General features: G+C 69.2%; 21 protein-coding genes and 1 pseudogene. 20 read left to right on the top strand and 2 right to left on the bottom strand.

The window, feature by feature from the left end:
- Positions 1-2: 2 nt before the first annotated feature.
- The 12 genes and pseudogenes from LYSCAS_RS10825 (at position 3) to LYSCAS_RS10770 (ending at position 12,595) form a co-directional block, all read left to right on the top strand.
- Complete coding sequence (locus tag LYSCAS_RS10825; protein ID WP_213434049.1) at positions 3-938, top strand: cation diffusion facilitator family transporter; 936 nt, start codon at positions 3-5, stop codon at positions 936-938.
- Between the two features lie 137 nt (positions 939-1,075).
- Positions 1,076-1,633 carry a ribosome recycling factor gene (gene frr / locus LYSCAS_RS10820; RefSeq protein WP_213434048.1) on the top strand — a complete coding sequence of 186 codons (558 nt, stop codon included), beginning with the start codon at positions 1,076-1,078 and terminating at the stop codon, positions 1,631-1,633.
- 10 nt (positions 1,634-1,643) lie between these two features.
- Entirely contained in the window at positions 1,644-2,399 is a 756-nt protein-coding gene (gene uppS / locus LYSCAS_RS10815; RefSeq protein WP_213434047.1) for a polyprenyl diphosphate synthase, read from the top strand.
- A complete protein-coding gene (locus LYSCAS_RS10810; RefSeq protein WP_213434046.1) occupies positions 2,396-3,232 on the top strand; it encodes a phosphatidate cytidylyltransferase in 837 nt (278 codons plus the stop codon). Before uppS ends, LYSCAS_RS10810 begins: the two co-directional genes overlap by 4 nt.
- Positions 3,233-3,234: 2 nt before the next feature.
- Positions 3,235-4,410 carry a 1-deoxy-D-xylulose-5-phosphate reductoisomerase gene (locus LYSCAS_RS10805; protein WP_213434045.1) on the top strand — a complete coding sequence of 392 codons (1,176 nt, stop codon included), beginning with the start codon at positions 3,235-3,237 and terminating at the stop codon, positions 4,408-4,410.
- 3 nt (positions 4,411-4,413) lie between these two features.
- A complete protein-coding gene (rseP, locus tag LYSCAS_RS10800) occupies positions 4,414-5,778 on the top strand; it encodes an RIP metalloprotease RseP (RefSeq protein WP_213434044.1) in 1,365 nt (454 codons plus the stop codon).
- Between the two features lie 271 nt (positions 5,779-6,049).
- Positions 6,050-8,377: pseudogene (gene bamA / locus LYSCAS_RS10795) on the top strand (outer membrane protein assembly factor BamA); the annotation flags it as partial.
- A gap of 25 nt (positions 8,378-8,402) precedes the next feature.
- On the top strand, positions 8,403-9,419 hold the full coding sequence (gene lpxD / locus LYSCAS_RS10790; protein ID WP_213434042.1) for a UDP-3-O-(3-hydroxymyristoyl)glucosamine N-acyltransferase: 1,017 nt from the start codon (positions 8,403-8,405) through the stop codon (positions 9,417-9,419).
- A gap of 6 nt (positions 9,420-9,425) precedes the next feature.
- The gene (gene fabZ / locus LYSCAS_RS10785; protein ID WP_213434041.1) at positions 9,426-9,875 is read left to right on the top strand and encodes a 3-hydroxyacyl-ACP dehydratase FabZ; all 450 of its coding nucleotides are present in this window, start codon (positions 9,426-9,428) and stop codon (positions 9,873-9,875) included.
- Positions 9,876-9,879: 4 nt separating this feature from the next.
- Positions 9,880-10,680 carry an acyl-ACP--UDP-N-acetylglucosamine O-acyltransferase gene (lpxA, locus tag LYSCAS_RS10780; protein WP_213434040.1) on the top strand — a complete coding sequence of 267 codons (801 nt, stop codon included), beginning with the start codon at positions 9,880-9,882 and terminating at the stop codon, positions 10,678-10,680.
- A 4-nt stretch (positions 10,681-10,684) separates the two neighbouring features.
- The gene (gene lpxB, locus LYSCAS_RS10775) at positions 10,685-11,887 is read left to right on the top strand and encodes a lipid-A-disaccharide synthase (protein WP_244858518.1); all 1,203 of its coding nucleotides are present in this window, start codon (positions 10,685-10,687) and stop codon (positions 11,885-11,887) included.
- 48 nt (positions 11,888-11,935) lie between these two features.
- Entirely contained in the window at positions 11,936-12,595 is a 660-nt protein-coding gene (locus LYSCAS_RS10770; protein ID WP_213434038.1) for a ribonuclease HII, read from the top strand.
- A gap of 2 nt (positions 12,596-12,597) precedes the next feature.
- Here LYSCAS_RS10770 and LYSCAS_RS10765 read toward each other — a convergent pair whose 3' ends face one another.
- The gene (locus tag LYSCAS_RS10765; protein WP_213434037.1) at positions 12,598-13,071 is read right to left on the bottom strand and encodes a winged helix-turn-helix domain-containing protein; all 474 of its coding nucleotides are present in this window, start codon (positions 13,069-13,071) and stop codon (positions 12,598-12,600) included.
- A gap of 245 nt (positions 13,072-13,316) precedes the next feature.
- On the opposite strand from LYSCAS_RS10765, the gene LYSCAS_RS10760 reads away from it, so the two are divergent.
- From LYSCAS_RS10760 to LYSCAS_RS10750, 3 genes are all read left to right on the top strand, one after another.
- Positions 13,317-13,937, top strand: a complete 621-nt coding sequence (locus LYSCAS_RS10760) for a YkvA family protein (protein ID WP_213434036.1) — start codon at positions 13,317-13,319, stop codon at positions 13,935-13,937.
- Between the two features lie 146 nt (positions 13,938-14,083).
- The gene (gene dnaE, locus LYSCAS_RS10755; protein WP_213434035.1) at positions 14,084-17,611 is read left to right on the top strand and encodes a DNA polymerase III subunit alpha; all 3,528 of its coding nucleotides are present in this window, start codon (positions 14,084-14,086) and stop codon (positions 17,609-17,611) included.
- Between the two features lie 95 nt (positions 17,612-17,706).
- Entirely contained in the window at positions 17,707-19,245 is a 1,539-nt protein-coding gene (locus tag LYSCAS_RS10750) for an AbgT family transporter (RefSeq protein WP_213434034.1), read from the top strand.
- Here LYSCAS_RS10750 and LYSCAS_RS10745 read toward each other — a convergent pair.
- Entirely contained in the window at positions 19,233-21,467 is a 2,235-nt protein-coding gene (locus LYSCAS_RS10745; protein ID WP_213434033.1) for a glycoside hydrolase family 31 protein, read from the bottom strand. The two genes, LYSCAS_RS10750 and LYSCAS_RS10745, sit on opposite strands and share 13 nt — an antisense overlap.
- 105 nt (positions 21,468-21,572) lie before the next feature.
- On the opposite strand from LYSCAS_RS10745, the gene LYSCAS_RS10740 reads away from it, so the two are divergent.
- The 5 genes from LYSCAS_RS10740 to LYSCAS_RS10720 are packed head-to-tail and all read left to right on the top strand — an operon-like array spanning position 21,573 to position 25,801.
- Positions 21,573-22,532: an acetyl-CoA carboxylase carboxyltransferase subunit alpha gene (locus LYSCAS_RS10740; RefSeq protein ID WP_213434032.1), complete on the top strand. Its 960-nt coding sequence runs from the start codon at positions 21,573-21,575 to the stop codon at positions 22,530-22,532.
- A gap of 19 nt (positions 22,533-22,551) precedes the next feature.
- Positions 22,552-23,298, top strand: a complete 747-nt coding sequence (locus LYSCAS_RS10735; protein WP_213434031.1) for a tetratricopeptide repeat protein — start codon at positions 22,552-22,554, stop codon at positions 23,296-23,298.
- Positions 23,299-23,312: 14 nt separating this feature from the next.
- Complete coding sequence (gene tilS, locus LYSCAS_RS10730; RefSeq protein WP_213434030.1) at positions 23,313-24,614, top strand: tRNA lysidine(34) synthetase TilS; 1,302 nt, start codon at positions 23,313-23,315, stop codon at positions 24,612-24,614.
- Positions 24,615-24,669: 55 nt separating this feature from the next.
- Positions 24,670-24,930, top strand: coding sequence for an exodeoxyribonuclease VII small subunit (locus tag LYSCAS_RS10725; RefSeq protein WP_213437792.1), 261 nt, complete (start codon positions 24,670-24,672; stop codon positions 24,928-24,930).
- The gene (locus tag LYSCAS_RS10720; RefSeq protein WP_213434029.1) at positions 24,923-25,801 is read left to right on the top strand and encodes a farnesyl diphosphate synthase; all 879 of its coding nucleotides are present in this window, start codon (positions 24,923-24,925) and stop codon (positions 25,799-25,801) included. The genes LYSCAS_RS10725 and LYSCAS_RS10720 overlap by 8 nt, the downstream gene beginning before the upstream one ends.
- Position 25,802: the final 1 nt, after the last annotated feature.

Below are 25,802 nucleotides of genomic sequence, written 5' to 3'. Positions count from 1 at the left end.
GCATGGGCGCCGGACACTCGCACGGCGCCGACGACGCGCACGCAGCGCGCGACCACCACCACGGCGACGCCGGCGTCCGCGCCTTCGCGTGGGTGACGCTGCTCAACCTCGCCTACACCGTGCTCGAAGCCGCGTACGGCTTCGCGACCAATTCGCTCGCGTTGCTGTCCGATGCGGTGCACAACCTCGGCGACGTGCTGGGGCTGGCGCTCGCGTGGGGCGCGGCGACGATCGCGCGACGTGCGCCGACCGAGCGCCATACGTACGGCTGGCGACGCGCCACGCTGCTGTCGCCGCTCGCCAACGCGATCGTGCTCGCGGGGTTTTCCGGCGCGCTGGCGTGGGAAGCGGTGCGTCGCTTCAGCGCACCGCCGGAAGTGCCGGGCATTCCCGTGATGATCGTGGCCGGCATCGGCATCGCGGTGAACCTGGGCGCGGCGAAGTTCATGCATGGCGGGCACGACGACCTCAACCGGCGCGGTGCCTTCCTGCACCTGGTGGCGGATGCGGCGGTGTCGGCCGCGGCCGTACTCGCCGGCGCGGGCATGCTGGCCTTCGGCTGGCGCTGGCTGGATCCGCTGACCGCGTTGCTGGTCGGCGCGGTGGTCGCCTTCAGCGCCTTCGGCCTGCTGCGCGACAGCTTCGCTGCGGCGATGGACGCGGTGCCGCGCGGGCTGGATCCGGCGCAGGTCCACGACTTCCTCGCCGCGCAGCCCGGCGTCTCGGCGGTGCACCACGTGCACATCTGGTCCCTCGGCGCGGGCGAAATCGCGATGACCGCGCACCTGATCCGCCCCGGCCAGGTGGACCACGACGCCTTCCTCGACGCGGTGGTGGTGGAACTCGACGCCCGTTTCGGCATCAACCACCCGACCCTGCAGATCGAGCACGGGGCCGGCTGCGAGCACGATTTGCACGATCGGGCGCCGCATCACTGAAAAGCAGGGACCGGGGACCAGGGACCGGGGACCGGTAAAGCCAAGCGCTGTTCTGCTCGTCCCTGGTCCCTGGTCCCCGGTCCCTCGTCCCCGCTCCCCTATAATCCCGCGCCTGATCGCAAGGACCGGAGCCCCCGATGCTCAACGACATCAAGAAAGACGCCACGACCCGCATGCAGAAGAGCGTCGATGCCTTCCGCCAGGACCTCACCAAGCTCCGCACCGGCCGCGCCTCCACCGCGCTGGTCGAGCACCTGAAGGTCAACTATTACGGCACCGACATGCCGCTGAGCCAGGTGGCGACGATCGGCGTGGCCGACGCGCGCACGCTCACCATCACGCCGTGGGAGAAGCCCATGGTGGCGGCGGTGGAGAAGGCGATCTTCGCGTCCGACCTCGGCCTGACGCCCAACACCGCCGGCACCGTCATCCGCATCAACCTGCCGCCGCTCACCGAAGAGCGCCGCAAGGAACTGTCCAAGCACGTGCACGCCGGTGGCGAAGACGCCAAGGTCGCGATCCGCAACATCCGCCGCGACGCGAACCACCAGGTCAAGGAACTGCTGAAGGACAAGAAGATCACGGAAGACGAAGAGCGCCGCAGCGAGGACGAGATCCAGAAGCTGACCGACAAGGCGATCAAGGACGTCGACGACGTGGTGAAGGACAAGGAAAAAGAACTGATGGCGGTCTGAGACCGTCGCCATGCCTTCCGACGCATCGCCGGCGCGGGTTCCGCGCCACCTCGCCGTCATCATGGACGGCAACGGCCGCTGGGCCGAACGCCGTCGCCGTCCGCGCGCCATCGGCCATCGCGCCGGCGCGCGCGCGGTGAACCTGTGCATCGACTTCTGCATCGAGCACGGCATCCAGGCGCTCACGCTGTTCGCCTTCTCCAGCGAGAACTGGGGACGCCCCGACGAAGAAGTGGGCGCGCTGATGAAGTTGTTCCTCAACGCGCTGGATCGCGAAGTGGACGAACTGCATCGCTGCGGCGTGCGCGTGCGCTTCATCGGTGAACGCGAACGCTTCGGCGCCGCGATCCTCGCGCGCATGGACGCCGCCGAAGCCACCACGCGCGCCAACACCGTGCTGCACCTGACCATCGCCGCCAGCTACGGCGGGCGCTGGGACATCGCCAACGCGGCGCGCGCGCTCGCGCGCGAGGTCGCCGCGGGCCGCCTGCAGCCGGACGACATCGACGAGGCGTCACTGGGCCTGCACATGGCGCTGGCCGACCTTCCGGCGCCGGACCTGTTCATCCGCACCGGCGGCGACCTGCGCATCAGCAACTTCCTGCTGTGGCAACTGGCCTATACCGAGCTGTGGTTCACCGAAACGTTGTGGCCGGACGTGGATGCCGCCACACTCCGCCAGGCCCTCGCGGATTACGCGATGCGGGAGCGGCGCTTCGGACTCACGGGCGCCCAGGCCGGCACCCCTCAACGGAACCAAGAATGACCCGCACGCGATTGCTGGCCGCGCTGTTCATGACCCCGATCGCCGTGGGCGCCGTGTTGTTCGTCGACACGCCGTGGCTGGTGATGCTGGCGGCCATCCTGTTCCTGGCCGGCCTGTGGGAATGGTTCCGCCTGTCGGAGATCGACGACACGCTGCACCGCACGGTGCTGCTGGTGGCCAACCTCGCGCTGATGGTCGCCATCGTGTGGGCCTCGCGCACGCCGACGGGTTTCAGTTTCGTGCTGTTCCAGATCGCCACGGTGGTCGGCGTCGTCTGGTGGCTGCTCGCGATGTTGTGGCTCAAGCATTTCGAATTCGCGTCCGACCACGACACGCATGCGCGCATGTTCAAGCTCGCCGCGGGCACGCTGGCGGTGATCCCGGCGTGGGCCGCGCTCGCGCTGATCCACGGCAGCGATCCCGACGGCCACGTGTGGCTGCTGATCGCGCTGGGCATCTGCTGGGCCGCGGACTCGGGTGCGTATTTCGCGGGCCGCAAGTTCGGCAAGCACAAGCTCAGCCCGCGCATCAGCCCGAACAAGACGATCGAAGGCTTCGTCGGCGGGCTCGTCGCCGCAGTGGTCGTGTCGTTGATCGCCGCGCCCTTCGCCGGCGCCACCGTGGCGCAGTTGCCGCTGGTGGCGATCGTGGTGGTGGTGACGGTGGGCTTCTCGGTGGTGGGCGATCTCTTCGAAAGCTTGCTCAAGCGCCACGTGGGCGCGAAGGATTCGGGCGACCTCATCCCCGGGCACGGCGGCATCCTCGACCGCATCGACAGCGTGCTGGCCGCGCTGCCCGTGTTCGCGCTGGGCAAGGGCCTCCTCGGCTTCTGACGATGCAACGGGTCGCAGTCCTCGGCGCTACCGGTTCGATCGGGTGCAGCGCGCTCGACGTCATCGCGCGGCATCCGCAGCGGATGCGCGCGAGCGTGCTCGCGGCCGGATCGCAGGTGGACGCGTTGCTGGCGTTGTGCCGCACGCACCGGCCCGACCACGCGGTGATCGCCGATGGCGCGAAGTTCGCGGCGTTGCGCGATGGCTTGCGCGAGGCCGGCCTGCCGACGCAGGCGCACACCGGCGAAGACGCCCTCGATGCACTCGTGGCCGGGGATGCGTGCGACACCGTCGTCGCCGCCATCGTCGGCGCCGCGGGATTGCGCTCCACGCTCGCTGCGGCGCAAGCCGGCAAGCGCCTGCTGCTCGCGAACAAGGAATCCCTCGTCCTCGCCGGCGAACTGCTCACGCGCGCCGCGCACGCCGCCGGCGCAACGATCGTGCCGATCGACAGCGAACACAACGCGATCTTCCAGTGCCTGCCCGACGCGGCGGCGCACGCGGGGCTCGCACGCATCTGCCTCACGGCGTCGGGCGGTCCGTTCCGCGGACGCACGCGCGCGCAGCTGGCCGATGTCACGCCGGCGCAGGCCGTCGCGCATCCCAAGTGGTCGATGGGGCCGAAGATCTCGGTCGATTCGGCCACGCTGATGAACAAGGGCCTCGAAGTGATCGAGGCGCATCACCTGTTCGGCGTGGATGCGTCGCGCATCGACGTGCTCGTGCATCCGCAGAGCCTCGTGCATTCGCTGGTGCATTTCGTCGACGGCAGCACGCTCGCGCAGCTCGGCCTGCCCGACATGCGCACTGCGCTCGCCGTCGGCCTGGCCTGGCCGGAACGCGTGGCCTCGGGCGTCGGCACGCTCGACCTGCTGCAGCACGGCACGCTGGAGTTCGAAGCCCCGGATCGCGCCGCTTTCCCGTGCCTGGGCCTGGCGTATTCCGCGCTGGAAGCGGGCGGCACGGCGCCGGCGATCTTGAATGCCGCCAACGAAGTCGCGGTTTCAGCCTTTCTTCAGGGCCGCGTGGGCTTCCTAGGCATCCCCGCGCTGGTCGAGGACACCCTGGCCGCGCTGCCCGCCACCCCCGCCGGCACGCTCGACATCCTCCGCGAGGCCGACCGGGCCGCGCGCGAGCATGCCGGGCGCGCCATCGTCCGCATCCACGACCGAGACTGAGCAATGGGCGAAACGATCGGCTCTGCGTGGTGGTTCATCGTCGCACTCGGCGTGCTCGTCACCATCCACGAATTCGGACACTTCTTCGTCGCGCGCCGCTGCGGGGTGAAGGTGCTGCGCTTCTCCGTCGGCTTCGGCCGCCCGCTGTGGCTGCGCCGCGGCAAGGACGGCACCGAATACGTCGTCGCGATGCTGCCGCTCGGCGGCTACGTGCGCATGCTCGACGAGCGCGACGACCAGTACACGCCCGCGCTGCAGGCGCAGACGCTCGCCGCGAAACCCGTCGGCCAGCGCATCGCGATCGCCGCCGCCGGTCCGCTCGCCAACCTCGTGCTGTGCGTGTTCCTGCTGTGGGCGATGTTCGTCGTCGGGCGTCCCGATTACGCGGCGGCCGTCGGCAGCGCGCAGGGCATCGCCGCGCAGGCGGGCCTGCGCACCGGCGATGTCATCCAGAAAATCGACGGCAGCGACACGCCGACTTGGACCGAGGCGCAGTACGCGCTCACCATTTCGGCGATCGATCGCAAGCCGGTGCAGATCGACGTGCGCACGCGCGAGGGCGGTACCGCGCGCCGCACGCTGGACCTGTCGAAGATGCCGCAGGGCTTCGACGAGACCAACGCGGTCCGCCTGATGGGCCTGGTGCCGCGCCACATGCTGGTGCCGCCGGTGATCGGCGACATCACCAAGGGCGCGCCGGCCTACGGGATCCTCGCGCAGGACGACCGCGTCACCGCCGTGGACGGCCAGCCGGTCGAAAGCTTCGACGACATCGCGCCGAAGGTGCGCGCGCTCGCCGCGCGCGGCGGCCCCGGGATGATCGAAGTGCAGCGCGAAGGCGAACGCCTCGCGCTCGAAATCACGCCCGGCAAGCTGAAGCAGCCCGATGGCCGCGAAATCGTGGGCCTGGGCATCGTCAGCGCCAAGGCCACCCAGCCGGCCTTCGACGCGATGCTGCGCTACGGGCCCCTCGCGGCCGTGCCGCAGGCCTTCAAGGCCACCGGCGAGCTCACCGGGCAGATCACCGGCCTGATCAAGCGCATGGTCACCGGCCAGATGTCGCTGAAGTACGTGACGGGCCCCGTCACCACGGCCCGCGCCGCCAATGCCACCGCGCAACTCGGGCTGGGCTGGTTCCTGAACTTCCTGGCCCTGTTGTCGCTCAGTCTGGCGATCCTCAACCTCTTGCCCATCCCGCTCTTGGACGGTGGACACCTCTTGTACTACCTTATCGAGTTGGTCAAGGGCAGCCCATTGAGCGAGCGGGCGATGGCTGCCGGACAATACGTGGGCCTGGTGCTGCTGGTTGGCCTGATGGGGTTGGCGCTGTTCAACGACGTGCTGTTGAACCGACTGCTCCATTGGTGATCTTCCTGCTGCCGGCCCCCGGCGCGCCCTGCCCTGCGACCCAGCCACCGACCGTGGCACCGACCCCCAACCGGACGTGACGATGACGCGACACCTGCCCCGCCGCCTGCTCGCCCTTGCCCTCGCTTCGGCGATCGCCGCTCCCGCGGCCGCACAGGTTGCAGATCCCTTCTCCGTCCCCGGTGGCACGCCCGCGCAGTCCACCGCGCCCGGCCCGCTGGCGCAGCCCGCCGCCACCGGCTACGTGCCGTCCACGGTCGATGCGTCCGCGTTCACCATCAGCGACATCCGCATCGAGGGCCTGCAGCGCATCTCCGCGGGCACGGTGTTCACCTACCTGCCCGTGCAGCGGGGCGACACGCTGGATGCCGCCTCGGCCGCCGAGTCCATCCGCGCGCTGTACAAGACCGGCTTCTTCGAAGACGTGCACCTCGATCGCCAGGGCGACATCCTGGTGATCACGGTCGTCGAGCGTCCCGCCATCAACAAGCTCACGTTGACCGGCAACAAGGACATCAAGACCGAAGACCTGACGAAGGGCCTGAAGGAAATCGGCCTGTCCGAAGGCGAGACCTTCGACCGCCTGAGCCTGGACCGCGTCACCCAGGAGCTCAACCGCCAGTACAACAACCGCGGCAAGTACAACGTCCAGATCACGCCCACCGTGGCGCGCCTGGACCGCAACCGCGTCGATGTCACGATCACGATCAAGGAAGGCAAGGCCGCCAAGATCCAGCACATCAACCTGGTCGGCAACGAGAAGTTCTCCGACGAGGCGATCACGGACAACTGGGAATCCAAGGAACACAACTGGCTGTCCTGGTACAAGCGCGACGACCAGTACTCGCGCGAAAAGCTTTCCGGCGACATCGAGAAGCTCAACAGCTGGTACCTCGACCGCGGCTACGTCGATTTCAGCCTCGATTCCACCGAGGTCTCGATCAGCCCCGACAAGCGCGACATGTACCTCACCGCCGGCATCAGCGAAGGCGAGCAGTACACGATCTCCAGCGTGAAGGTCACCGGCGACACGGTCCTGCCGCAGGAAGACGTCGAGCGCATGGTGCCGGTGAAGAAGGGTCAGATCTTCTCGCGCGCGCTGCTGGAGTACACGTCGGACACCATCACCGCCAACCTCGCCAACATCGGCTATGCGTTCGCGCAGGTGAACCCGATCCCGGACGTCGACCAGCAGGCCAAGACGGTCGGGATCAACTTCCAGGTCGTGCCGGGCCCGCGCGTCAACGTCCGCCAGATCGTGTTCAAGGGCAACACGCGCACCGCCGACGAAGTGCTGCGCCGCGAACTGCGCCAGTTCGAAGGCGCGTGGTATTCGCAGGCCGCGGTCGACCGTTCGAAGGTCCGCCTGCAGCGCCTGGGCTACTTCGAAACCGTGGAAGTGGAGAACGTGCCGGTCGCCGGCAGCGACGACCAGGTGGACGTCACCTTCACCGTCAAGGAAACCACCTCGGGCAGCTTCATGTTCGGCGTGGGTTACTCGCAGCTGTCGGGCGTCAACCTGTCGGTGCAGCTGTCCGAGAACAACTTCCTGGGCAGCGGCAACCGCGTGAGCATGGCCGCGCAGCAGTCCAGCTACCAGAAGCGCTACGACTTCTCGTTCACCAACCCGTACTTCACCGACGAAGGCATGTCGCTGGGCTACAACTTCTGGTGGCGCGAGTTCGACTACTCCGACTTCGGCGTGGCCAACTACTCCACCAACAGCGGTTCGGCGCAGGTGTTCCTGGGCCTGCCGATCACCGAGTACGACACCGTCTCGGCGCTGGTGGGCATCGACACCAACGAGATCCTCACCTCGCTGGGCACGCCGCGCAGCTTCCGCGACTACATCGACGCCGTCGGCCAGAACACGTTCCATGCCTGGCGCACGCAGCTGGCCTACGCGCGCGACACGCGCAACGACTACTTCATGCCGTCGCGCGGCACGTACCAGCGCGCCAGCCTCGAAATCGCACTACCCGGTTCCACCGCGCAGTACTACAAGGCCGAATACGAGTTCCAGAAATACTGGCCGCTCAGCCAGTCGCTGATCCTGCTCACCGGCTTCGACGTCGGCTACGGCGACAACTACGGCAGCTTCCAGACGCGCGACCTGTGCGTGAACATGACCGTGCCCTGCACGCCGGCGTCCGACGACTTCCTGCGCACCGTCAACAGCGATGCGATGCCGTTCTTCGAGAACTTCTACGCGGGCGGCATCAGCTCGGCGGGCCGCGTGCGCGGCTTCGTCGACAACTCCCTCGGCCCGCGCGAATTCACCGGCGTGTGGCAGCCGATCGGCGGCGCGCTGAAGACCGTGGGCACGTTCGAACTGGTGTTCCCGAAGCTGTTCGATTCCCCGGCGGCGCGCATCTCGGCGTTCGTCGACTTCGGCAACGTGTTCGAAAGCTTCGACGCCTTCGACGCCGGCGAACTGCGCGCCTCCACGGGCGTGGCGCTGCTGTGGCGTTCGCCGATGGGTCCGCTGTCGATCAGCTACGCGATCCCGATCAAGTCGCAGGACAAGATCGACCCGGTCACGTTCCTGCCGGCCGACGAAACCGAACGCCTGCAGTTCAGCTTCGGCGGGCAGTTCTGACGCGCGTCGTCAGGACACGCAACGCATGAGCGACGCGACGTACAGCGCAGCAGACCTGGCGTCGCGGTTCGGCCTGGAAGTCGCCGGCGATCCGGCGACCACCGTGCACGGCGTGGCCACGTTGGCCGACGCCGGGCCCGGCACCCTCGCCTTCCTCGCCAACCCGCGTTACCGCGCGCAGCTCGCGCAGACGCAGGCCAGCCTCGTGGTGATGCGCGCCGAGGATGCCGAAGGCTTCACCGGCAACGCCCTCGTCGCGCGCGATCCGTACGCCACGTTCGCGCGCATCTCCGCCTTGTTCGAACCGGTCGTCGTCGCGCCGCCCGGCGTGCATGCGACGGCCGTCGTGGATCCCACGGCCACCGTCGATCCCACCGCGCACCTGGGCCCGCACGTCGTCATCGGCGCGCGCAGCGTGGTGGGTGCGGGCGCGATGCTCGGGCCCGGCTGCATCGTCGGCGACGACTGCATCGTGGGCGACGGCGCGCAACTCATCGCGCGCGTCACGCTGGTCGTGCGCGTGCGCCTCGGCAAGCGCGTGCGCATCCATCCGGGCGCCGTGCTCGGCGCCGACGGCTTCGGCCTGGCGATGGATGCCGGCCACTGGATCAAGGTGCCGCAGCTCGGCGGTGTGGTAGTCGGCGACGACTGCGAGATCGGCGCCAACACCACCATCGACCGCGGCGCCCTCGGCGACACCGTGCTCGAGGAAGACGTGCGCCTGGACAACCAGATCCAGGTCGGCCACAACGTGACCATCGGCGCGCACACCGCGATGGCCGGCTGCGCCGCGGTGGCCGGCAGCGCGAAGATCGGCCGCTACTGCCTCATCGGCGGCGGCGCCGGCGTGCTGGGGCACCTGGAAGTGTGCGACCGCGTCATCGTGACCGCGATGAGCCTGGTCACCCACAGCATCCGCGAACCGGGCGAATACTCCTCCGGCACGCCGATCATGGACAATCGCGCGTGGCGCAAGAGCGCCGCCCGCTTCAAGCAACTCGACGCCATGGCCCGACGCCTGTCGGCCGGCGACAAGGACTGACGAACGATGGACGTGCAACTCCCCCTCGACGTGCTGGCGATCCAGGAACTGCTGCCGCACCGCTATCCCTTCCTGCTGGTCGACCGCGTGACCGAATTCGAAGCGCACAAGCGCATCGTCGGCCTGAAGAACGTCACGATCAACGAGCCGTTCTTCAACGGCCACTTCCCCGGCCACCCGGTGATGCCAGGCGTGCTGGTGATCGAAGCGCTCGCGCAGACCGGCGGCCTGCTCACGCAGCTCTCGCACGGCGAAGGCGCGGCCGGCAAGTTGTTCTACCTGGTGAAGATCGACAACGCGAAGTTCACCAAGATGGTGGTGCCCGGCGACCAGCTGGTGCTGGAAGTCGTGCTCAAGCGCACCATCCGCAACATGGCCATGTACAACGGCATCGCGCGCGTGGACGGCGAACACGTCGCCTGCGCCGACATCCTGTGCGCGGAAGTGAAGGCCTGACCGCATGAGCGCGCAGGTGCACGCCAGCGCAGCCGTCCACCCGAGCGCGCAAGTGGATCCCGGCGCGCGCCTCGGCGCGAACGTGCGCATCGGTGCGTTCTGCGTCATCGGCGCGGACGTGGAGATCGGCGACGACACCATCGTCGGCCCGCACTGCACGATCACCGGCCCCACGCGCATCGGCGCGCGCAACCATTTCCACGCTCACGCCGCCATCGGCGGCGATCCGCAGGACAAGAAGTTCGCCGGCGAACGCACCGAACTGGTGATCGGCGACGACAACGTCATCCGCGAATTCACCACGATCAGCCGCGGCACCGGCAACGGCGGCGGCACCACGCGCATCGGCAACGGCAACTGGCTGCTCGCCTACGTGCACGTGGCGCACGATTGCATCGTCGGCAACGGCTGCATCTTCTCCAACAACGCCACGCTGGCCGGGCACGTGGAAGTGGGCGACCAGGTGATCCTGAGCGGCTTCGTCGGCGTGCACCAGTTCTGCCGCATCGGCGACCACGCCTTCGTCGGCATGGGCGCGTTCGTCAACGGCGACGTGCCGCCCTTCGTGATGGTGGCGCAGGAAGGCTACGGCCGTCCGCGCGGCATCAACGCCGAAGGCCTCAAGCGCCGCGGCTTCGACGCCGCGCGCGTCTCGGCGATCAAGCGCGCGTACCGCACGCTCTACGTCTCCGGCGCGAAGCTCGACGAGGCGCTGGCGCAACTGGACGAACAGGCCCGCGACAGCATCGATGTGCGCGCCATGCGCGACTTCATCGCGCGCGGCGAACGCGCACTGCTGCGCTGACGCGATGACCCCGGCCGACGCCCCGCGCCGCGCCTTCCGCATCGGCCTCGTCGCGGGCGAAACCTCCGGCGACCAGCTGGGCGCCGGATTGATCGAGGCCTTGCGCACGCGCTTCCCCGAGGCGGAGTTCGCCGGCATCGGCGGCCCGTTGATGCGGCAGGCCGGCTTCGACGCCTGGCACGACGCCGCCGAACTCGCCGTGATGGGCCTGGCCGAAGTGCTCGCGCACCTGCCGCGCCTGCTGGCGCTGCGTTCGGTCTTCCGCGCGCGCATGCTCGCGTGGCAACCCGATGTCTTCATCGGCATCGACGCCCCCGATTTCAATTTGCCCGTCGAACGCTGGCTCAAGCAGCGCGGCATCCGCACCGTGCACGACGTCAGCCCGTCGGTGTGGGCGTGGCGCGAATCGCGCGCCGCGAAGATCGGCCGCAGCGCGGATCGCGTGCTGTGCCTGTTCCCGATGGAACCACCCATCTACGCGCGCCACGGCATCGATGCGCGCTACATCGGCCATCCGCTCGCCGACGCATTGCCGCTGGAACCGGATCGCATGGCCGCGCGCGAAGCGCTCGGCTTCGCGCCGGACGACCACGTGCTCGCGATCCTGCCGGGCTCGCGCGTCGGCGAGATCCAGCGCCTGGGCCGCATCTTCTTCGACGCCGCTTCGCGCCTCGCGCGCGACATCCCGAAGCTCCGCGTCGTGGTGCCCGCGGCCAACGCGCCCTGCCGCGCGGCCATCGACGCCTTGCGCACATCGAACGACGCCTTCGACGTGACGATCCTCGACGGCCAGGCGCAGCGCGCGATGATCGCCAGCGACGCCGTGCTCCTCGCCTCCGGCACGGCCGCGCTCGAAGCGATGCTGTGCAAGCGGCCGATGGTCGTGGGCTATCGGCTCGCGCCGCTCAGCCACGCGATCGTGCGGGCGTTCGGCTTGCTGAAAGTGCAGTCGGTCTCGCTGCCGAACGTGCTGGCCGGCGAACCCATCGTCCCCGAACTGCTGCAGGACGACTGCACGCCCGACAAGCTCGCCGCCGCGCTGCTGCCGTTCCTGCGCACGCCGGACGCGGGCGCGATGCTGCAGCCGACCTTCCGCGCCCTGCACCTGGCCTTGCGCCGCGATGCCTCCGCGCGCGCGGCCGACGCGATCGCCGAACTGCTCGACGACGTGCCCGCCGTCGCCGTCGCGCAGGCCCCTCTTGCGTGAATGCGTCGCGCCGTCGCACGCTCGCGCCGCCGCCCGCCCTCGCCCGCCATGTCCTTCGAACCCGCCCTCGCCACCGACAGCGCCGATCCGCGCCAGCAGCGCTACGCCGGCGTCGATGAAGCCGGCCGCGGGCCGCTCGCGGGACCGGTCGTCGTCGCCGCCGTGGTGTTCGCGCCTGGCCGCACGCCGATCAACGGACTCGCCGATTCGAAGCAGCTCAACGCGGAACGCCGCGAGGAGTTGTTCCTGCGCATCGTCGATCGCGCGATGGCGTACAAGATCGTGAGCGTGGAAGTCGACGACATCGATCGCATCAACATCTACCACGCCACCATGCTCGGCATGCGCCTGGCGGTGGAAGGCGTGCGCCATGCCTGCGCGCTCGCGCGCATCGACGGCAACGCGATCCCGCGCATGCTGCCGTGCCCCGCCGAAGCATTGGTGGGTGGCGATGCGAGCGACCGCGCGATCATGGCCGCCTCGATCCTCGCCAAGGTCACGCGCGATCGCCACATGGTCGGCCTGCACGCGCAGTGGCCGCAGTACGGCTTCGACGAACACAAGGGCTATTCGACGCCGCAGCACCTGGCGGCGTTGCGCATGCATGGCCCGTGCCCGCACCACCGGCGCAGCTTCATGCCGGTGCGCGAATCCTTGCAGGGGTCGTTGCTGCTGGAACCGCTGCTCGCGGAGCCGGAAGCGGGCTGAACTCAGCGATTGCGCGCCGGGTGATGCGGCGCGGACGCGGGACGCGCCGGATTGCGCGGATCGGCGGAATCCATCGGATGGTCGTCGTCCTCGTGAGCCGCGTCCGCCGCATCCAGCGGTGTCTCCGGATGCTGGCTCGCGCCATCGGGCAACACCCGCTCGGGTTTCACCATGAAGCGATAACCGCGGCCGTGCAGCGTCTGGATGTACTTCGGATTGGCCGCGTCGTCGCCGAGCGCGCGGCGCAGTTGGGCGATGATCCGGTTGAGCACGCTGGGCGTGACGTGGCGATGGCCCCACACCGTGTCGAGCAGCGCTTCGCGCCCCACGGCCTCGCCGGCGCGTGACAGCAGCACCAGCAACACCGCGTGGGCCTTGGGTTCCACGCCGATGGCGCGGTCGCCGCGGCGCACTTCGTTCGCACGGCCGCGCACCTCGACATCGTCGAAGCGCCAGGATTCGTTCCGGTCACGCATGGGGGTCTGCATTCCCTCGCCAACGCGCAATCCTCGCGGGCCCGGCTACCGTCGGTCGGGACGTTCGGCACCCCGACTTCCCGGCCGGGACATCCCCGACGCAACGGCGCAGACTCATCCTGCATCCCGCTAGGGAGATGCCGGCGGGATGCACCGCATTCCGTGCCCGGCATCGGGACCCGCGCCGCTTCCGGCCGACGCCCGCCCCACCCCCCGTTCGCAGCCGGACACTTGGGAGGTGCGCCATGCGTCTTTACACCCCCACCCTGACCGATGAGCCCCTGCCGATGTCCTTCGGCACCGACCCCTCAGCCCCGGGTCCGGTCCTGCGTGGCGAAGCCGTCGCGCAGTTCGATGCCTTGCTCCACGAGCTCTATCCCGACGCCGTGCGCGTCGATGCCGACCGCGTGCGCAACCTGTGCATCTGGCTGGCCTCCATGCCGCCGCAGGCCGCCCAGGACGTGCTGGACCGCCGCCTGCGCCGCATCGAGGAACTGCGGCACATGCTCGACGACGACTGCTGGGACCCGCCGGATTCCGTCCGCGCCCGCCTGGCCAAGCTGATGGCCTACCTGGACCAGGACGACGACCTGATCCCGGACCACGAACCGCTGCTGGGCAAGCTCGACGACGTCCTGCTGCTGGAACTGGCGTGGCCTGCGTTCGCCTCGGAGGTCGAGGACTACCGCGACTTCTGCGCCTACCGCAGCGAGCACCAGCCCGCCGGCGAAGGCAGCGAACAGCGCGCCGCGTGGATCCGCGACCGCCTGGCCGAGATCGCGCTGTGGCAGCACAACATGCGCGTGAACGCGAGCCACTACAGCTATTCGGGCCACGCAGAGAATCCCTTCCACGTCGGCGGCTGACGCGTTGGAGCGGGAACGGGGAACGGGGAACAGGGAACGGACTGAACTTCTGTTCCCTGTTCCCTGTTCCCGCCTTTCGTTGTCAAGAACTTGTCCGCCCCTCCCCCTCCCCCCACACTGCCGGGCACCCAAGCCAACGTCCCGGCATGCCCGCTTTCGCCCACCTGCACCTGCACAGCGAGTACTCGCTGGTCGACTCGACCATCCGGATCCCGGAGCTGGTCGCGCGGTGCGTGGCGCTGGGCCAGCCCGCGGTCGCGGTGACCGACCAGAACAACCTGTTCGCGCTGGTGAAGTTCTACAAGGCAGCCGAAGGCGCGGGCGTCAAGCCGATCGCCGGTGCCGACATCCTGCTCGCCGATGGCGACGAAGCGCCCACGCGCCTCACCCTGCTGTGCCGCGATCGTGCCGGTTACCTCAGCCTGTCGCGCCTGCTGACGCGCGCGTGGATGGAAGGCCATCGCAACGATGGCGTCGTCGTGCGCCCCGCGTGGCTGCGCGACGAAAACGAAGGCCTGTTTGCGCTCGCGGGGCGCCACAGCGAAGCGGGCCGCCTCGCCGCCGCGGGCAAGCACGAGCTCGCCGAACAATGGCTCGCCGACTGGCAACGCCACACCGGCGAGCGCATGTACCTGGAGCTCTCGCGCACCGCGCGCGAAGGCGAAGACACGTTCAATGCATTTGCGTTGCACGCCGCGACGCGCCGCGGGCTGCCGGTCATCGCGACCAACGACGCACGCTTCCTCGACGCCGATGGCTTCGAAGCGCACGAAGCGCGCGTGTGCATCGCGACGGGCCGCGTGCTCGACGATCCGAAACGCCCGAAGGACTACAGCACCGAACAGTTCGTCAAATCGTCCGAGGCGATGTCGGAATTGTTCGCCGACGTGCCCGACGCGATCGACAACGCGATCGCGCTCGCCACGCGCTGCAACCTGGAATTGCGCCTCGGCACGTACTACCTGCCCGCGTTCCCGGTGCCCGACGACGAAACGCTGGACAGCTGGATGCGCGTGCAGGCGCGCGAAGGCCTGGTCAAGCGCCTGGAGAAGGCGCCGATCGCCGCGGGCCACACGCGCGAAACCTATTTCGAGCGCCTGGAGATCGAGCTCGACGTCATCATCAAGATGGGCTTCCCCGGCTACTTCCTGATCGTGGCCGACTTCATCAACTGGGCGAAGGACCACGACATCCCCGTCGGTCCGGGCCGCGGTTCGGGTGCGGGTTCGCTGGTGGCCTGGGCGCTGGGCATCACCGACCTGGACCCGCTGCCGTACGACTTGCTGTTCGAGCGCTTCCTCAATCCCGAACGCGTGTCGATGCCCGACTTCGACATCGACTTCTGCATGGACCGCCGCGACGAAGTCATCGACTACGTCGCCGCGAAGTACGGCCGCGACCGCGTCAGCCAGATCATCACCTACGGCACGATGGCCGCGAAGGCCGTGGTGCGCGACACCGGCCGCGTGCTCGGGCATCCGTACGGCTTCGTCGACGGCATCGCGAAACTGATCCCGCTCACGCTGGGCGTGAGCCTGGACGATGCGCTGGGCGAATCCGACGCCGCGCGCAAGAACCCCGAGCTCGCCTCCGCGGAGCTGATGCAGCGCAACGCGGCCGAGGACGACGTCCGCGACCTGCTGTCGCTGGCGCGCGACCTGGAAGACCTGACGCGCAACGCCGGCAAGCACGCCGGCGGCGTGGTGATCGCGCCGAGTCCGCTGTCCGACTTCTGCCCGCTGTTCGCCGAACACGACGCCGACGGCCGCGGCCGCAACCCGGTGACGCAGTTCGACAAGGACGACGTCGAATCCATCGGCCTGGTGAAGTTCGACTTCCTCGGCCTGCGCACGCTCACGATCATCGACTGGGCGGTGAAGGCGATCAACGTGCGCCGCGCCGCCGAAGGCGGCGAACCGCTCGACATCATCGCGCTGCCGCTGGACGACAAGCCCACCTACGACCTGTTCGCGCGCGGCGACAGCGTCGCGGTGTTCCAGTTCGAATCGCGCGGCATGCGCGAGCTGCTCAAGCGCGCCAAGCCCGATACGTTCGAAGACATCATCGCGCTCGCCGCGTTGTTCCGTCCCGGCCCGCTGGGCTCGGGGATGGACCGCGACTGGGTGGACCGCAAGCACGGCAACGCGGCCGTGACGTATCCGCATCCGTTGCTGGAACCCGTGCTCGCGCCGACCTACGGCGTGATCGTGTACCAGGAACAGGTGATGCAGATCGCGCAGGTGCTGGCGGGCTATTCGCTCGGCGGCGCCGACCTGCTGCGCCGCGCGATGGGCAAGAAGAAGCCCGAGGAGATGGCCAAGGAACGCGTCAAGTTCGAGACCGGCGCTTCCGCGCAGGGCGTCGACGCGCGCGTGGCCTCGTCGATCTTCGACTTGATGGAAAAGTTCGCCGAGTACGGCTTCAACAAGTCGCACTCGGCGGCGTACGCGCTGGTCGCCTACCAGACCGCGTGGCTGAAGGTGCACTACCCCGCCGAGTTCATGGCGGCGGTGTTGTCGTCGGACATGGACAACACGGACAAGGTGGTCGGTTTCCTCGACGAAGCGCGTGCGCTGAAACTCGAGGTGTTGCCGCCGGACGTCAACGCGTCGGTGTACATGTTCGAAGCGAAGGATCCCAAGACGATCCGCTACGGCCTCGGCGCGGTGAAGGGCGTCGGCCGCGGTGCGTGCGAAGCGATCGCCGAAGAACGCGCGCGCGGCGGCACGTTCGCGGACCTGCTGGATTTCTGCAAGCGCGTGGATTCCACCAAGCTCAACCGGCGTGCGCTGGAAGCGATGGTCAATGCCGGTGCGCTTGATGCGCTCGGGCGCAATCGCGCGTCGCTGATGGCGCAGTTGCCGGAAGTGCTGAAGGCCACCGAGCAGTTGGCGCGCGAACGCGAGGCCGGCCAGGTGTCGCTGTTCGGCGCGATGCCGGAAGCGCCCGCGCTGCACCTCACGCTGGCGGACCTCGACGAGTGGCCGCTGCAGCAGAAGCTGCAGGGCGAACGCGAAACGCTCGGCCATTACCTCAGCGGCCATCCGCTGGATCCGTATCGCGACGAGTTGCGCGGGCTGGTGGGCCACGACCTCAGCGACCTCGATCGCATGTGGAGCGAGCGCCCCGACAGCGAACGCAAGGGGTGGCGCCCGGAAATGCAGGTGGTGCTCGCCGGGCAAGTGGTCGGCATGCGCAAGCGCGGCGACAGCCAGGCCTTCGTGCAGCTGGAGGACGGGCGCGGGCGCATCGAGTGCGCGTTCTTCGCCGAGGCGTACTACAGCTTCGCGCAGTTGCTGACGCGCGATCGCATCCTCATCGTCGAAGGCGGGTTGCGCGAAGACGAGTTCAGCGGCGGGTTTTCGCTGCGGGCGAAGCGCTGCTGGGATTTCGGGCAGGTGTGCGCGCAGTACGCACAACGCCTGTCGGTGAAGCTGGACCTGCGGCAGAAGGATGCGTTGGCGCAGTTCGAACGCGCGTTGCTGCCCTACTCGCCGGGCGCCACGCCGATGTTGCTGGAAGCCATCACGTCGACGGCCGTGGGCCGGTTGAACATCAACGGCGGCCAGGGCATCCGCGCCGATGCGGCCTTGCCGGGCGTGTTGCGCGCGTTGCCGGCCGTGCGCACCGTGCGGCTGGCGCTGGCGAAGCCGTGGATCGGTGGCAACGCGTAACCCGGGCAAATTCCGCCCCAACTGACAATTGCATCGCCTAGTCCACGGCAGTGGAGTGCGTTATCCCACGCACCTCCCTCGCACCGCGGACTCCCATGGCGACCACACCGACCCTCGCGCCCTCGCGCAGCCTGCTCGACCGATTCCTCCGCATCGTCGAAACCGGCGGCAATGCCTTGCCGCATCCGGCCACGTTGTTCGCGCTGCTCGCCTTCGGCGTGGTGTGCGCGTCGTGGCTGGCGGTGCGGTTCGACCTCACCGCGGTGCATCCGGCCACCGGCGAAACCATCCACGCGGTCAACCTGCTCGGACGCGAGGGCTTGCATCGCATGCTCACGGGGCTCGTCACCAACTTCACCGGCTTCGCGCCGCTCGGTGCGGTGCTGGTCTCGCTGGTCGGCATCGGCGTGGCGGAACACTCGGGGTTGATCGGTGCGGCGTTGCGTCGGCTCGTGTTCGCGGCGCCAATGTGGGCGCTCACGCCGGTCGTGGTGTTCGCCGGCGTGATGTCGAACATGGCGAGCGAGATCGGCTACGTGCTGCTGATCCCGCTCGCGGGCCTGATGTTCCAGGGCGCGGGCCGGCATCCGATCGTCGGCATGGCCGCCGCGTTCGCGGGCGTGTCGGGCGGGTATTCCGCCAACCTGCTGCTCGGGTCCATCGATCCGCTGTTGTCGGGCCTGTCGCAGGAAGCCGCGCGCCTCATCCAGCCTGCGTACACCGTGAGCGCCGCGGCCAACTGGTACTTCATGATCGCGTCCACGCCGCTGGTCGTCGGCCTGAGCACGTGGGTCACCGAGCGCATCGTCGCGCCGCGCTTCACCTCGCTGCCCGACATCAACCCGAGCGAAGCGATCGCGCCGCCGGATGCGCTCGAACGCCGGGGCCTGCGCTGGGCGCTGTACGCCACGCTCGCGCTCAGTGCGTGGCTGTTGTGGGGCCTGCTGCCCGCCGATGGCTTCCTGCGCGATGCCGCCACCGGCAGCGTGCTCGACTCGCCTTTCATGAAGGGCATCGTCGTGCTGATCTTCCTGTACGGCGTGGTCGCAGGCGTGGCCTACGGCGTCGGCGCGCGCACGATCCGCAACGATGCGGACGTGATCCGCGGGATGGGGCAAAGCCTGTCGACGATGGGCGGGTACCTGGTGCTGGTGTTCTTCGCGGCGCAGTTCGTCGCGTTCTTCGGGTGGACGCAGCTCGGGTTGATCCTCGCCGTGAAACTGGTCGCCGTGCTGCAGGGCCTGGACCTGTCGGCGATCCCGTTGTTCGTCGGGCTCGTCGCGATCACGGCGGTGGCCAACCTTTTCATCGGCTCGGCGTCGGCGAAGTGGGCGTTGATGGCGCCGATTTTCGTGCCGATGTTCATGCTGCTCGGCTATTCGCCGGAACTCACGCAGGCCGGCTATCGCATCGGCGACTCGGTGACCAATATCATCTCGCCGATGATGAGTTACTTCGCGCTGATCATCGCGTTCTTCCAGCGCTACGAACCGAAGGCCGGGCTCGGCACGCTGGTCTCGGTGATGCTGCCGTACTCGGTGGTGTTCTCGATCGGGTGGACGGTGTTGTTCGCGCTGTGGATCGCCTTCGGGTGGCCGATCGGGCCGGGGGCGCCGCTGGTCTATCCGGGCTGACGGAGCGTCACCTTCCATCCGGCGCGCGCGTCGCGGATGCGCGCGCCTTCCTTGCCGGGCCCGCCCTTGGGGCCGTGCACGATCACGACGATTTCGCGCCACCAGGGGACGAAGGCGGCGTGTTCGTTGACGGCCTCGAGCGTCATGACCCCGTCGAGCGCATGGCACGAGAAACGCACGCGCAGGAACTCGCCGCGCTGGTACGCCATGGTGTGGCCGTCGTCTTCGTAGAGCGAACCCGCGCACGGGCCGCCACCGACCGGCCACCACACGTGCACTTCAAGTCGACCCTTCGGCGTTTCGCTCGTCGACTGCACCAGGGGCTGCATCGGAATGATGGCGCCCGCTCGCACATACACCGGCACGTCGGCCGGCCGCGGATCCAGCACCAGCGGCTTCGCATCCGCATGCTGCACGCCATCGCGCAGCCCGTACCAGGTGCCGCGCGGCAACTGCACCGTGTGCGCATCGACGCGCTCGTCGACGACGGGCGCGACGAACAGGTCCGCGCCGAACAGGAAATCGCGATCGCTCCCCGCCGCGGCGACGTCGTCGAACCACACCGGTCGCATGATCGGCGCGCCGGTGCGCGCGCTCTCTTCCGCCGCCGTGTAGAGGTAAGTCATCAACCGGTAGCGTTGTTCGATCGCCGCGCGCCGCAGCGCTTCCTGCGCCGGCCCGTCCACCCACGGCTCGTGCCCGCGCGTATCCGTCGCCGCGTGGCTGCGGAACACCGGATTCCACGCGCCCAGCTGGTACCAGCGCGTGAGCAAATCCGCCGGCGGTGACCCGATGAACCCGCCGATGTCGTCGCCCGCCAGCGCCATGCCCGACAACCCGAGCGACAACAGGTTCGGCGTGCTCTGCGCGAGGTGCTGCCAGCTCGCCGAGTTGTCGCCGGTCCACGTCGCCGCGTAACGCTGCGTGCCCGCGAACGCCGCGCGCGTCAGCACGAAGGGACGCTCGCCTGGCCGCAGCTTCAACAAGCCCTCGTACGTCGCGCGCGCGTTCTGCATGCCGTACGCGTTGTGCAGCACGCGGTGCGTGCGCGTGCTGCCGTCGTCGAGGCGATGCACCACGTCGCCGGGCATCGTGCCACCGGGGACGTCGAACACGGACGGCTCGTTCATGTCGTTCCAGAACCCCGCCGCGCCCATGCGCACGAAGTCCGTGTACAACTCGCCCCACCAGTCGCGCACGCGCGTGAGCGTGAAATCCGGGAAGACGCTCGGGCCGGGCCACACGTTGCCGACGTAGTCCGCGCCCGCGCGCTTGACGAACACATCCTGCGCCACGCCGCTGTCGTACGGCGCATAGCCCGCCTGTTTCGCGATGTGCAGGTCGGTGATCAGCACCGTGTTGAACCCCTGCGCGCGCAGGTCGCCGATCATCTTCCCGAAATTCGGGAACAGCTTGCGGTCAACGGTGAACGGTTTGTTCGCGTCCTGGAACCCGATGTCGAGGTAGATCGCATCGGCGGGAATGCGATGCGCGCGCAACGTGTCCGCGACTTCGCGCACGCGTGCTTCCGGCACATACGTGTAACGCGATTGCTGGAACCCCAGCGCCCACTTCGGCGGCAGCGGCGCATGGCCGGTGAGGTCGACGTAGCGCTGCAGCACGTCGCGCGGCGTGGGCCCGGCGATCACGTAGACATCGATCGCACCGCCTTCGACGGTCACCACCATCCGCGACGGATCCGTCTGCCCCACGTCGAACGTGCTGCGCCGCGGATCATCGAGCAGCAAGCCGTACGCCCCGTCCTTGCCGACGACCAGCGCGAACGGGATCGCCTTGTACAGCGGATCGCGCGCGGCGTCCCACGCGTAGGCGTCGGTATTCCAGAACGTGAACGTGCGGCCGCGGCGATCGAGCGGACCGGCCTTGTCGCCCAATCCGTAGACGTGTTCGCCGGGCTGCAGCGCGAAGGACACGCGGACGTATCCGTCGTCGGTCGAGGTGATGCGCGGGGCCAGTCGCTCGGGCAGCGAATGCACCGGGTCCGTGTTGCCCGGGACGCGCGGCCGATCCGGATCGCGGAGCTGGAGGGCCCATCCCGACTCGGCATCGGTGGCGCCGGGCACCGACAGCCGCAAGCGCAGGACGCCGGCGTCGACGACAGCGGTCTGCCGCGCCGCCGCCTTCGGCCCTCCCGCGTACGCGAGCCCGCACGCCAGCAACCCCGCCACCATTGCCGCACCCGCCCACCCTGCACGTGCCATCGCCACCCTCCTCGGAGGGGTCCGAGCATAGCCGTCCGCACGGCTCGGTACGGTCCGGACCCGTGGGCTACACTGCCCCCCTTTCCGCGGCCGACCCTTGTCGCAATGAACCCGAATTACCTCGACTTCGAGCAGCCCATCGCCGACCTGGAAGCCAAGCTCCAGGAACTCCGCCACGCCAGCCACGGCCCGGCGGTGGACATGGATGCCGAAGTGCACGCGCTGCAGGACAAGCTGCGCCTGCGCACCGCGCAGATCTTCCGCGACCTCTCGCCCTGGCAGATCTCGCAGCTCGCCCGCCACCCGGCGCGGCCGTACACCCTGGATTACCTGCGCGTGATCTGCGACGAGTTCCAGGAACTCGCCGGCGACCGCGCCTTCGCCAACGACAACGCCATCGTCGGCGGCCTGGCCCGCATCGAAGGTCGCAGCGTCGTGGTGATCGGCCACGAGAAGGGCCGCGACACCAAGGCCAAGATCAAGCGCAACTTCGGCATGCCCAAGCCCGAGGGCTACCGCAAGGCGCTGCGCCTGATGAAGCTGGCCGAACGCTTCAACCTGCCGCTGCTCACCTTCATCGACACCGCCGGCGCGTGGCCCGGCATCGACGCGGAAGAACGCGGCCAGTCCGAGGCCATCGCGCGCAACCTGCTGGAGATGTCGGAACTCAAGACGCCGATCATCTGCACGGTGATCGGCGAAGGCGGTTCGGGCGGCGCGCTGGCCATCGGCGTCGGCGACCGCACGCTGATGCTCGAATACAGCACGTACTCGGTGATCACGCCGGAAGGCTGCGCCTCCATCCTGTGGAAGACCGCGGAGAAGGCGAAGGACGCTGCCGAACAGCTCGGCCTGACGGCCAAGCGCCTGAAGGAACTGGGCCTGATCGACAAGATCGTGCGCGAGCCCATCGGCGGCGCGCACCGCAAGCCGCGGCAGATGGCCACGCGCCTGAAGGCCGTGCTGGTCAACGAAATCGACGCGCTGTCGGGCGTGCCGGTGCCGGAACTGCTCGAGCGCCGCTACAAGCGCCTGCGCGGCTACGGCGCGTACGAAGCCGCCTGACCCGCAACCCCACGCCTCCATGAGCCCGATCTTCCTGCTGTCGATCGCGCTGCAGATCGCGTGCATCGTGCACGCGGTGCGCACGCAGCGGCCGACGTACTGGATCTGGATCCTGGTCGTCGGCAGCTACATCGCCGTCGCGGCGTACGTCTTCGCGGAAGTCGTCCCCACCCTCGGCAGCAGCCCCACCGCGCGCCGCGCCGTGAAGGGCGTGCGCCAGCGCATCGATCCGGAACGCGGCAAGCGCCACGCCGCGCGCCAGCTCGACATCGCCGACACGATCGACAACCGCCGCCGCCTCGCCGAACAAAGCCTGGCCAGCGGCGATTACCAGCAAGCGCTGGAGATGTTCCGCAATTCGCTCACGGGCATGTACCAGACCGACCCGCACCTGATGCTCGGCCTGGCGCAGGCGCAGTTCGCGCTGGACCTGCCCGCCGAGGCGCGCGCCACGCTCGACGCGCTGATCGCGGCCAACCCGAAATTCCGTTCGTTCGACGGCCATCTGTTGTACGCGCGCACCGTGGAAGCCAGCGGCGACATCGACAAGGCGCTGTCGGAATACGAAGCGCTGGTGCAGGGCTACCCCGGCGAAGAAGCCCGCGTGCGCTACGCGCAGCTGCTCAAGCGCGCCAACCGCCCCGCCGACGCCGCCAACGTGCTGCGCGAAATCGCCAAGCGTTCGTCGCTCGCGCCGAAGTACTACCAGCGCGAACAGCGCGCGTGGATCGACCTCGCCAGGCGCGAGCTGCAGGACCTCGCCTGACGGCGGCGGGCGCGATGACGTCCGCCCTCGACCTCCGTTTGCCCGAGACCGGCCGCGATGGCGCGATCGTCGTCGCGTTGAGCGGCGGGCTGGATTCCACCGTGCTGCTGCACGCGCTCGCGGCGATGCCGAGCGTGCGCGCACGCACCTTGCGCGCCATCCATGTCCACCACGGCCTGCACGCCGACGCCGATGCCTGGTCCGCGCACTGCGCCGTCGTGTGCGAAGCCTTGCGCATCCCGTTGCACATCGCGCGCGTGCAAGTCGACAGGCGCGCCGGCCTCGGGCTCGAAGCCGCGGCCCGCGCCGCGCGTCGCGCGGCATTCGTCGAAGCGCTCGATCCGGGCGACATCCTCGCGCTTGCGCACCACCGCGACGACCAGGCCGAGACTTTCCTGCTGCGGGCGCTGCGCGCCTCCGGCCCCGATGGCCTCGGCGCGATGCGGGCGCTGCAACCGTTCGCGCAGGGCTTCCTGTGGCGGCCCTGGCTCGACGTGCCGCGCACGGAGCTGATCGCGTACGCGCAGACACACGACTTGTCCTGGATCGACGATCCGTCGAACAGCGCGCTCGAACACGACCGCAACTTCCTGCGCCACCAGGTGTTGCCGCTGTTGCGCGAACGCTGGCCGCGCGTCGATGCCGCCTTCGCGCGTTCGGCCGCATTGAGCGCTGAAGCCGCCGAGCTGCTCGCCGACGACGACCTGCGTGCACTCGACACCGCACGCACCGACGATCCCGCGATCCTGTCCGTCCCCGCGTTGCGCGCGCTCGACCCCTCGCGCCGCGCCCGGGTGCTGCGTCGCTGGATCGCCGGGACGTCGCTGCCCCCGTTGCCCGCCGAAGGCATCGCGCAGATCGAAGCCGACTTGCTCCAAGGCGCGGACGATGCCGACTTCCGCTTCGCCTGGTCCGGCGCGCACATCCGCCGCTGGTGCGACCGCCTGCGCGCCGCGCCCAACGCGCCCGCCCTGCCCGCCGACTGGTCCGACACCTGGGACGGCCGCATGCCGCTGGTGCTGCCCGACGGCGGCGCCCTCGAACTGATCGGCGCCGACGCCTTCGACGCCCCGCTGCGCGTGCGCCTGCGCCGCGGGGGCGAACGCATCGTGCTGCCGGGCCGGTCGCATTCGCACAGCCTCAAACACGCATTGCAGGACGCGGGCCTGCCCACCTGGGACCGCGAACGCCTGCCCCTGCTGGTGGATGGCGACGACCAGGTCCTCGCGGCCGGCGACCGCCTGCTGGCCGACGTGTTCGCACGCTGGTTGCAGGACCACGACGCCAGCGTGCGCTGGACCCCGCCCTCGCCATAAGCGTGCGCGATTGACCCATGGCAGGCCGCGCATCACACTGCGCGCCATGCCGCGCATGCCCGACGCCAAGCTCGAAACCCCTTCCCCGGTCGCCGATTTCGAAGCCTCGCTCGACCAGCTCGAACAGCTGGTGGAGAAGATGGAACACGGCGAGATGAGCCTGGAAGAATCGCTCGCCGCCTACGAACGCGGCGTCGGCCTGTATCGCAAGTGCCAGACCGCGCTGGAACAGGCGGAACTGCGCGTGCGCCTGCTGAGCGACCCGGAACAGCCGGACAACGCCGAGCCCTTCGGCGCGCCGGCCGCGGATGCCTGAGGTCGACTTCGCGCCCTGGCGCACGCGCGTCGACGCGGCGCTCGCTTCCGCGCTGCCTTCCGCCGATCAATCCCCGCAACGCCTGCACGGCGCGATGCGCCATGCGGCGCTCGACGGCGGCAAGCGCATGCGTCCGTTGCTCGTGTACGCCACCGGCACCGCGTTCGGCGCGGACGTTGCATCGCTCGATGCGCCTGCCGTCGCCGTCGAACTGATCCACGCCTATTCGCTGGTGCACGACGACCTGCCCGCGATGGACGACGACGCGCTGCGCCGCGGCAAGCCCACGGTGCACATCGCATTCGACGAAGCCACCGCGATCCTCGCGGGCGATGCGTTGCAGTCGCTCGCGTTCGAGCAACTCACGCAAGCCCCGTTGTCCGCCGACCTGCGCGTGGCGATGCTCGCCGAACTCGCGCAGGCCGCCGGCGTGCGTGGCATGTGCGGCGGGCAGGCGCTCGACATCGACGCGACCGGTGGTGTCGCGATCGACCTGCCTGCCTTGCAACGCTTGCACGCGATGAAGACCGGCGCGTTGATCCGCGCGTCCGTGCGCCTCGGCGCGATCGCCGCGGGCGCGGAGGCCGCGTCGCGTGCGCGCCTGGATACGTTCGCCGATGCGCTGGGCCTCGCGTTCCAGGTGCGCGACGACCTGCTGGACGTCGAAGGCGACAGCGCCGCGCTCGGCAAGACCGCGGGCAAGGACGCCGCGCAGCAGAAGGCGACGTTCCCCGCCCTGCTCGGCCTGGACGCCACGCGCGCGCGCCTGCAGCAACTGGCGACCGACATGCGCGACGCGCTCGCGCCCCTCGGCCCACGCGCCGACGCCCTCGCCGCGCTGGCCCGCGCCGCGGTCGAACGGACGCACTGAG

It is taken from the genome of Noviluteimonas caseinilytica, from assembly GCF_018406605.1.
Classification (GTDB): domain Bacteria; phylum Pseudomonadota; class Gammaproteobacteria; order Xanthomonadales; family Xanthomonadaceae; genus Noviluteimonas; species Noviluteimonas caseinilytica.
The sequence above is the reverse complement of the archived record's forward strand: the minus strand, read 5'-3'. Positions and strand labels throughout refer to the sequence as shown.

What these genes read in the sequence shown, in the direction of transcription:
- lpxB (WP_244858518.1), top strand. Translation starts at nt 10,685, where the DNA reads ATGACCCCGGCCGACGCCCCGCGCCGCGCCTTCCGCATCGGCCTCGTC.
- frr (WP_213434048.1), top strand. Translation starts at nt 1,076, where the DNA reads ATGCTCAACGACATCAAGAAAGACGCCACGACCCGCATGCAGAAGAGC.
- uppS (WP_213434047.1), top strand. Translation starts at nt 1,644, where the DNA reads ATGCCTTCCGACGCATCGCCGGCGCGGGTTCCGCGCCACCTCGCCGTC.
- tilS (WP_213434030.1), top strand. Translation starts at nt 23,313, where the DNA reads ATGACGTCCGCCCTCGACCTCCGTTTGCCCGAGACCGGCCGCGATGGC.
- lpxD (WP_213434042.1), top strand. Translation starts at nt 8,403, where the DNA reads ATGAGCGACGCGACGTACAGCGCAGCAGACCTGGCGTCGCGGTTCGGC.
- fabZ (WP_213434041.1), top strand. Translation starts at nt 9,426, where the DNA reads ATGGACGTGCAACTCCCCCTCGACGTGCTGGCGATCCAGGAACTGCTG.
- LYSCAS_RS10750 (WP_213434034.1), top strand. Translation starts at nt 17,707, where the DNA reads ATGGCGACCACACCGACCCTCGCGCCCTCGCGCAGCCTGCTCGACCGA.
- LYSCAS_RS10760 (WP_213434036.1), top strand. Translation starts at nt 13,317, where the DNA reads ATGCGTCTTTACACCCCCACCCTGACCGATGAGCCCCTGCCGATGTCC.
- LYSCAS_RS10765 (WP_213434037.1), bottom strand. Translation starts at nt 13,071, where the DNA reads ATGCGTGACCGGAACGAATCCTGGCGCTTCGACGATGTCGAGGTGCGC.
- LYSCAS_RS10745 (WP_213434033.1), bottom strand. Translation starts at nt 21,467, where the DNA reads ATGGCACGTGCAGGGTGGGCGGGTGCGGCAATGGTGGCGGGGTTGCTG.
- LYSCAS_RS10825 (WP_213434049.1), top strand. Translation starts at nt 3, where the DNA reads ATGGGCGCCGGACACTCGCACGGCGCCGACGACGCGCACGCAGCGCGC.
- LYSCAS_RS10725 (WP_213437792.1), top strand. Translation starts at nt 24,670, where the DNA reads ATGCCCGACGCCAAGCTCGAAACCCCTTCCCCGGTCGCCGATTTCGAA.
- LYSCAS_RS10720 (WP_213434029.1), top strand. Translation starts at nt 24,923, where the DNA reads ATGCCTGAGGTCGACTTCGCGCCCTGGCGCACGCGCGTCGACGCGGCG.
- LYSCAS_RS10770 (WP_213434038.1), top strand. Translation starts at nt 11,936, where the DNA reads ATGTCCTTCGAACCCGCCCTCGCCACCGACAGCGCCGATCCGCGCCAG.
- LYSCAS_RS10740 (WP_213434032.1), top strand. Translation starts at nt 21,573, where the DNA reads ATGAACCCGAATTACCTCGACTTCGAGCAGCCCATCGCCGACCTGGAA.
- LYSCAS_RS10805 (WP_213434045.1), top strand. Translation starts at nt 3,235, where the DNA reads ATGCAACGGGTCGCAGTCCTCGGCGCTACCGGTTCGATCGGGTGCAGC.
- lpxA (WP_213434040.1), top strand. Translation starts at nt 9,880, where the DNA reads ATGAGCGCGCAGGTGCACGCCAGCGCAGCCGTCCACCCGAGCGCGCAA.
- dnaE (WP_213434035.1), top strand. Translation starts at nt 14,084, where the DNA reads ATGCCCGCTTTCGCCCACCTGCACCTGCACAGCGAGTACTCGCTGGTC.
- LYSCAS_RS10735 (WP_213434031.1), top strand. Translation starts at nt 22,552, where the DNA reads ATGAGCCCGATCTTCCTGCTGTCGATCGCGCTGCAGATCGCGTGCATC.
- LYSCAS_RS10810 (WP_213434046.1), top strand. Translation starts at nt 2,396, where the DNA reads ATGACCCGCACGCGATTGCTGGCCGCGCTGTTCATGACCCCGATCGCC.
- rseP (WP_213434044.1), top strand. Translation starts at nt 4,414, where the DNA reads ATGGGCGAAACGATCGGCTCTGCGTGGTGGTTCATCGTCGCACTCGGC.